The organism is Streptomyces sp. SolWspMP-5a-2, assembly GCF_900091845.1.
GTDB lineage: Bacteria > Actinomycetota > Actinomycetes > Streptomycetales > Streptomycetaceae > Streptomyces > Streptomyces doudnae.
Genome location: NZ_FMCI01000297.1, coordinates 19987 through 28139, shown reverse-complemented (window position 1 = coordinate 28139; position 8153 = coordinate 19987). Strand labels below are relative to the sequence as shown.

Annotated in this window: 1 protein-coding gene; it reads left to right on the top strand. The window is 76.9% G+C overall.

Annotation, left to right across the window (positions count from 1 at the left end; translation table 11 throughout):
- Positions 1 to 8075 (top strand): type I polyketide synthase (locus tag GA0115242_RS29485; RefSeq protein ID WP_141721798.1); only part of this gene is annotated, 8075 nt, incomplete at its 5' end.
- Positions 8076 to 8153 lie beyond the last annotated feature (78 nt).

The window sequence follows — 8153 nt, the reverse complement described above, 5'->3', positions numbered from 1 at the left end:
CGCCCTCGCGACCCGCCGCCGCGCCCACCGCGCCCGACGGCAGCGGCGACCCGCTGCCCCGCCACGCCACCGTCGCCGACGCCGTCGAGCACCTGCCCTCCGTGGCCGTCCTGTTCGCCGGGACCGCCGCCGACGGGGAGACCGCGTCCGACGTCCCCGACGCCGTCCTCGACGACGTCCTCGCCACCGTGCAGGAGTGGCTCGCCGACGACCGCACCGACGCCACCCCGCTGGTCGTCGTCACCCGCGGCGCCGTCGCCACCGGCACCGGTGACCCCGCCCACGACCTGCGCGGCGCCGCCGTCTGGGGACTGGTGCGGTCCGCCCAGGCCCAGTACCCGGGACGCCTGGTCCTCGCCGACCTCGACCCGCACACCGACTCCTGGCTCGCCCTGCCCGCCGCGCTCGCCGCCGGGGAGCCGCAGCTCGCCCTCCGCCAGGGCGCCGCCTACGCCCCGCGCCTGACCCGCCCCCGCGGCGACGACGTCCTCACCGTGCCCGCAGGCACCGACACCTGGCGGCTCGACATCCCCGAGAAGGGCTCCGTCGACAAGCTCGACCTCGTGCCCTGCCCCGAGGACCTCACCACGCCCGCCGCCGGACACCTCGTCATCGAGGTGCGCGCCGCGGGACTCAACTTCCGCGACGTCCTCAACACCCTCGGCATGTACCCGGGACCCGCCGTCCTGCTGGGCGCCGAGGCCGCCGGTGTCGTCACCGCCGTCGGACCCGGCGTCACCGGGATCGCCCCGGGCGACCGCGTGATGGGCCTGGTCACCGGCGGCTTCGCCACCCACGCCGTCGCCGACGCCCGCATGGTCGCGCCCGTCCCCGACGGCTGGACCTGGACCCAGGCCGCCTCCGTGCCCGTCGCCTACCTCACCGCCTACTACGGGCTGCGCGACCTCGCCCACCTGGAGGCGGGCGAGTCCGTCCTCGTGCACGCCGCCGCGGGCGGCGTCGGCATGGCCGCGGCCCAGCTCGCCCGGCACTGGGGCGCCGACGTCTACGGCACCGCGGGCGACCACAAGCGCACCCTGCTGCGCGCCGACGGCTGGGCCGCCGACCGCCTCGCCTCCTCCCGCACCCTCGACTTCGAGGACCGCTTCCGCGCCACCAGCGGCGGACGCGGCGTCGACGTCGTCCTCAACTCCCTCGCGGGCGACTTCATCGACGCCTCCCTGCGCCTGCTCGCCCCCGGCGGACGCCTCGTCGAGATGGGCAAGACCGACGTCCGCGACCCCGCGCAGGTCGTCGCCGACCACCCGGCCGTCGCCCTCTACCAGGCGTACGAGCTGCGCGAGGCGGGCGAGGACCGCATCCAGGAGATGTTCCGCGACCTCACGGACCTCTTCGCGACCGGCGCCCTCACCCCGCTGCCCACCGTCACCTGGGACGTGCGCCACTCCCGCGCCGCGTTCCGGCACATGGCGCAGGCCAAGCACTACGGCAAGATCGTCCTCACCCTGCCGCGCGCCTGGGACCCCGAGGGCACCGTCCTGATCACCGGCGGCGCCGGAGTCCTCGGCGGCATCCTCGCCCGCCACCTCGTCACCCGGCACGGCATGCGCCACCTCCTGCTCACCGGACGGCGCGGACCCGACACCCCCGGCGCCACCGAACTCGCCGCCGAACTGCGCGAGTCCGGCGCCGACGTCACCGTCGCCGCCTGCGACGCGGCCGACCCCGACGCCCTCGCCGCGCTCCTCGCCGCCGTCCCCGCCGCACACCCCCTCACCGCCGTCGTGCACGCCGCGGGCGCCGTCGACGACGGAGCCCTGGAAGCCCTCACCCCCGACCGGCTGCGCACCGTCCTCGCCCCGAAGGCCGACGCCGCACGCCACCTCGACCGCCTCACCCGCGACCTCGACCTCGCCGACCTGGTGCTGTTCTCGGCGGGCGCCGGAGTCTTCGGCAACGCCGGACAGGCCAACTACGCCGCCGCCAACACCTACCTCGACGCGCTCGCCCACCGCCGCCGCGCCGCGGGCCTGCCCACCACCTCCCTCTCCTGGGGCCTGTGGGCCGACACCAGCGCCCTCACCGGCCACCTCGACGCCACCGACCTCGCCCGCGTCCGCCGCTCCGGCGTCCTGCCCCTCTCCGCCGCCGACGGCATGGCCCTCTTCGACGCCGCCCTCACCGAACAGCGCCCGCACCTGGTGCCCGTCCGCCTCGACACCGGCCAACTCCGCGCCGCGGGCGACGAGATACCGCACCTGCTGCGCGCCCTGTACCGCGGCCCGGTCCGCCGCACCGCCGACGCGGGCAGCGCCACCGGCACCGACGCGCTCCGCGGACGCCTCGCCGGACTCGCCCCCGACGACCGCCGCACCGCCCTGCGCGACCTCGTCGGCACCTACGCGGCGGCCGTCCTCGGCCACGCCGACCCCGACCTGCTCCACGCCCAACGCGCCTTCCGCGACCTCGGGTTCGACTCCCTGACCGCCGTCGAACTCCGCAACCGGCTCAGCGGCGCCACCGGCCTGCGGCTGCCCGCCACCCTCGTCTTCGACCACCCGACCGTCGCCGAACTCGCCGCCTTCCTCGACGACGAACTCTTCGACGGCCTCACCGCCGCGCCCGCCGCGGCAGCCCCGGCCGCCGCCCCGCTCGGCGACGACGAGCCCTTCGCGATCGTCGGCATGGCGTGCCGCCTGCCCGGCGGCGTCCGCTCGCCCGAGGAGCTGTGGCAGCTCCTCGCCGACGGCACCGACGCCATCGCGCCGTTCCCCGCCAACCGCGGCTGGAACCTCGACGCCCTCTACGACGCCGTGCCCGCCCACGAGGGCAGCTCCCGCACCCGCGAGGGCGGATTCCTGCACGACGCCGCCGACTTCGACGCCGACTTCTTCGGCATCTCCCCGCGCGAGGCCCTCGCCATGGACCCGCAGCAGCGCCTCCTCCTGGAGACCGCCTGGGAGACCTTCGAACGCGCCGGCATCGACCCCCGCTCGGTCCGCGGCACCCGCACCGGCGTCTTCGCCGGACTCTCCTCGAGCGACTACCTCAAGCGCGTCCGCCACGTCCCCGACGAGATCGCCGGGTACGTCAACAACGGCAACGCCAACAGCATCGTCTCCGGCCGCGTCGCCTACACCCTCGGCCTCGAAGGCCCCGCGGTCACCGTCGACACCGCCTGCTCCTCCTCCCTGGTCGCGCTCCACATGGCGCTCCAGGCCCTGCGGCGCGGCGAGTGCACCATGGCCCTCGCCGGCGGCGTCACCGTGATGTCGTCGCCCGAGATCATCGTCGACTTCTCCCGCCAGCGCGGCCTCGCCGCCGACGGCCGCTGCAAGCCCTTCGCCGCCGCCGCCGACGGCACCGGCTTCGCCGAGGGCGTCGGCGTCATCCTCGTCGAGCGCCTCAGCGATGCCCGGCGCAACGGCCACCAGGTCCTCGCCGTGATCCGCGGCTCCGCCGTCAACCAGGACGGCGCCTCCAACGGTCTCAGCGCCCCCAACGGCCCCGCCCAGCAGCGCGTCATCCGCCAGGCCCTCGCCGACGCGGGCGTCAGCGCCGCCGAGGTCGACGCCGTCGAGGCGCACGGCACCGGCACCCGCCTCGGCGACCCCATCGAGGCCCAGGCCCTGCTGGCCACCTACGGCCGTGACCGGGACGGCGGCCACCCGCTGCTGCTCGGCTCCGTCAAGTCCAACCTCGGCCACACCCAGGCCGCCGCCGGAGTCGCCGGTGTCATGAAGATGGTCCTGGCGCTCGGCCACCGCACCCTCCCCAAGAGCCTCCACATCGACGCGCCCACCCCGCACGTCGACTGGGAGGGCGACGGCGTCCGGCTGCTCACCGAGGCCACCGAGTGGCCCGCGCCCACCGCGTCCCGGCCGCGCCGCGCCGCCGTCTCCTCCTTCGGCATCAGCGGCACCAACGCCCACGTCATCCTGGAAGAGGCGCCCGCGACCCCGGACGCGCCGGCCACGGCACCCGGCGCCACCACGACCGGCCCGCTGCCCTGGCTGCTCTCCGCCCGCGGCGACGCCGCCCTGCGCGGCCAGGCCAAGGCGCTCCTCGCCCACCTCGACGCCCACCCGCACACCGACCCCGCCGACATCGCGCACTCCCTGCTGACCCGCCGCGCCCTGCTGGAGAAGCGGGCCGTCGTCATCGGCACCGCCCCCGGCGACTTCCGCGCCGGACTCGCCGCCCTCGCCGACGGCGCCCCCTCCGCGCACGTCGTCAGCGGCGGCCGGGGCGCGGGACGCGACCGCAGGCCCGTCCTCGTCTTCCCCGGCCAGGGCTCCCAGTGGGCCGGGATGGGCGCCGAACTCCTCGACAGCTCACCGGTGTTCGCCGAGAGCGTCGCCGCCTGCGAGGCCGCCCTCGCCCCGCACGTCGACTGGTCCCTCACCGACGTGCTGCGCCAGGCCGACGGCGCCCCCACGTTCGACCGGGTCGACGTCGTCCAGCCCGCCACCTGGGCCGTGATGGTCTCCCTGGCCGCGCTGTGGCGGGCCCACGGGCTCAAGCCCGCCGCCGTCCTCGGCCACTCCCAGGGCGAGATCGCCGCCGCCGCCGTCAGCGGCGCCCTCTCCCTCGCCGACGCCGCCGAGATCGTCGCCGTCCGCAGCCTCGCCATCGCCCGCGAACTCTCCGGACACGGCGGCATGGTCGCCGTCACCGCCCCGCACGACGAGGTCACCGCCCTCCTCACCGACCTGCCCGGCGTCTCCGTCGCCGCCGTCAACGGCCCCACGTCCGTGGTGGTCTCCGGCGACACCGACGGCCTCGACACCCTCCTCGCCACCTGCGAGGCCCAGGGCGTGCGCGCCCGCCGCATCCCCGTCGACTACGCCTCCCACTCCGCGCACGTCGACCGGCTCGCCGAGAGCCTGCCCGCCGCCCTCGACGGCGTCGAACCCCGCGAGGGCGACATCCCGTTCTTCTCCACCGTCACCGCCGACTGGCTCCCCGGCACCGCGCTCGACGCCCCCTACTGGCACCGCAACCTGCGCTCCACGGTCCGCCTGGAGGACTCCCTGCGCGCCCTGCTCGACCAGGGCCACGACGTGTTCGTCGAGTGCGCGCCGCACCCGGTCCTCACCGTCGGCATCGAGGACACCGCCGCCGCCACCGGAACCGAGGCCGTCGTCCTCGGCTCGCTGCGCCGCGACGACGGCGGCACCGCCCGCGTGCTGACCGCACTCGCCGCCGCCCACGTCGCGGGCCTGCCCGTCGACTGGAGCCCCGCCGTCACCCACGGCCGCCCCGTCGACCTGCCCACCTACGCCTTCCAGCGCGAGCGGTACTGGCTGGAGGCCACCGACGCGCAGGCCGACCCCGCCGGACTCGACACCGCCGTCCGGCTCGCCTCCGGCGGAGCCGTCCTGACCGGCGCGCTCTCCCTCGCCGCACAGCCCTGGCTGGACGCCCACCGCGTCCACGGCACCGCCGTCGTACCCACCACCGCCCTCCTGGACTGGGCGGTCAGGGCCGGTGACGAGACCGGCCTCCCGGTCGTCGCCGCCCTCGACGAACACCTCCCGGTCGCCGTCCCCGACGACGGCGCCGTCGAACTCCAGCTCACCGTCTCCGACACCCCCGGCGACACCGACAGCCGCGCCTTCACCGTCCACTCCCGCCCCCGCACCCAGGACCCCGACACCCCCTGGACCACCCACGCCACCGGCACCCTGAGCGCGACCGCCGCCGCCACCCCCGCCGGGGACCCCTGGCCCACCGGCGAACCGGCCGACGACGACACCACCGGCGCCGCCCACGACACCGTCCACCGCGCCGGACTCGACCTCGCCGACCCCTTCACCGCCGTACGCGCCCTGCGGCGCACCGGCGACACCGTCCTCGCCGACGTCGAACTCCCCGAGTCGGCCCACGCCGACGCGGCCCGCCTGCGCCTCCACCCGGCGCTCCTCCAGGGACTCCTGGCCCTCGCCGCCACCCCCCACGACGCCACCGCCCCCCACCTGCCCGCCGCCTGGCACGACGTCACCACGCACGCCGACGGCGCCACCCGCCTCCGGGTCCGCCTCACCCCCGGCGCCGACGCCACCTGGACCGTGCAGGCCCACGACCCGGCCGGCGCCCCCGTCCTCACCGGCACCGTCACCACCCGGCCCGCCACGCAGGACCGGCTCCCGGCCACCACCGCGCCCGACGCCCTGCACCGCGTCGTCTGGACCCCGCACACCGCCGACGGCACCACCGACGCCACCGGCACCTGGGCCGTCCTCGGCACCCCCGGACGCCTCAGCGCCGCCCTGGAGAAGGCGGGCGTCACCGTCAGCGTCCACCGCGACCTCGCCGACCTCACCGCGGCCCTCGACTCCGGCGACACCCCCCACCCCGCCCTCGTCGTCGCCGCCCACGGCCACGACACCGACGACGACCCGGCCATCGCCGCGCACACCTCGGCGCGCCGCGCCCTCGCCCTGGCCACCGACTGGCTGCGCGCACCCCGCTTCGCCGCCACCCGGCTCCTGCTGCTCACCGAGGGCGCCGTCGCCACCGGCCCGGACGACACCGTCCCCGCCCTCGCCGACGCCACCGCCTGGGGCCTGCTGCGCTCCGCGCAGACCGAACACCCCGGCCGCTTCCTGCTCGCCGACAGCGACGGACACGACAGCTCCACCACCGCCCTCGCGCACGCCGTCACCGCGGCCGACCGCACCGGCGAGAACCAGTTCGCCGTCCGCGCCGGCACCGTCACCGTGCCGCGCCTGATACGCGCCGACCACCCCGACGGCGCCCCCGCGCCCACCGCCACCGCGCCCTGGGGCGACGGCACCGGCGCGGGAACCGTCCTCATCACCGGCGGCACCGGCGTCCTCGGCAGCCTCGTCGCCCGCCACCTCGTCACCCGGCACGGCGTACGGCACCTGCTGCTCACCGGCCGCCGCGGCCCCGACGCCCCCGGCGCCGACGCCCTGCGCGACGAACTCGCCGCCCTCGGCGCCGAGACCGACATCGTCGCCTGCGACACCGCCGACCGCGACCAGCTCGCCCGCGTCCTGGCCGCCGTCCCCGCCGAACACCCCCTCACCGCCGTCGTCCACGCGGCCGGTGTCCTCGACGACGGACTCCTCGACACCCTCACCCCCGAACGCCTCACCACGGTCCTGCGCCCCAAGACCGACGCCGCCTGGCACCTCCACCACCTCACCCGCGACCTCAAGCTCAGCGCGTTCGTGATGTTCTCCTCCTACGCCGGGATCGCCGGCGGCCCCGGACAGGCCAACTACGCGGCGGCCAACGCCTTCCTCGACGCCCTCGCCCAGCACCGGCGGGCCCGCGGCCTCACCGCCCACTCCCTCGCCTGGGGCTTCTGGGAGGACCGCTCCGCCCTGACCGGCGCCCTCGGCGACGCCGACCTCGCCCGCCTGGCACGCTCCGGCATCCGCCCCCTCACCGCCGACCAGGGCCTCGGCCTCCTCGACACCGCGACCCTCCTCGACACCGCCCAACTGGTCCCCGTCCGCCTCGACACCCGCGCCCTGCGCGCCGACGAGGCGCCCCCGCTGCTGCGCGCCCTCGCCCGCCCGGCCGCCCGCCGCACCGCGGCGGCCCCCGCCACCGGCACCGCCGCACCGGCCGACTTCCGGGCCAGGCTCGCCGCCCTCGACGGACCCCAGCGGCAGGCACTCCTGCACCGCACCGTCCTCGCCCACGTCGCCGCCGTCCTCGGCCACGCCTCCGCCGAGTCCCTCGACGCGGGCCGCGGCTTCCTCGACCTCGGGATGTCCTCGCTGACCGCCGTCGAACTCCGCAACCGCCTCAACGCCGAGACCGGACTGACCCTCCCCAGCACCCTGATCTTCGACCACCCGGACCCGGCCGCCCTGGTCCAGCACCTGGGCGCCGAACTCGGCGCCGGAGCCGGGGAACCGGACCAGGCCGTCTTCGCCGAACTGGCCGTCCTGGAAGCCGCCGTCGGCGGCGCCGACCTCGACGACCAGGACCGCGCCCGGCTCGCCCAGCGCCTCAAGGCCCTCCAGTGGAAGCTCGACTCCACCCAGGACACCGAAGAGGACGCCGCCGACCTCGACACCACCACGGACGACGAGATGTTCGACCTCATCGACAACGAACTCGGGCTCGCCTAGCCGCCGTGACCGCCGACGCGCCCGCACCGCGCGTCGGCGGCACCGCTCCCGCTCCAGGTCCGGCCACCGCGTCCTTCT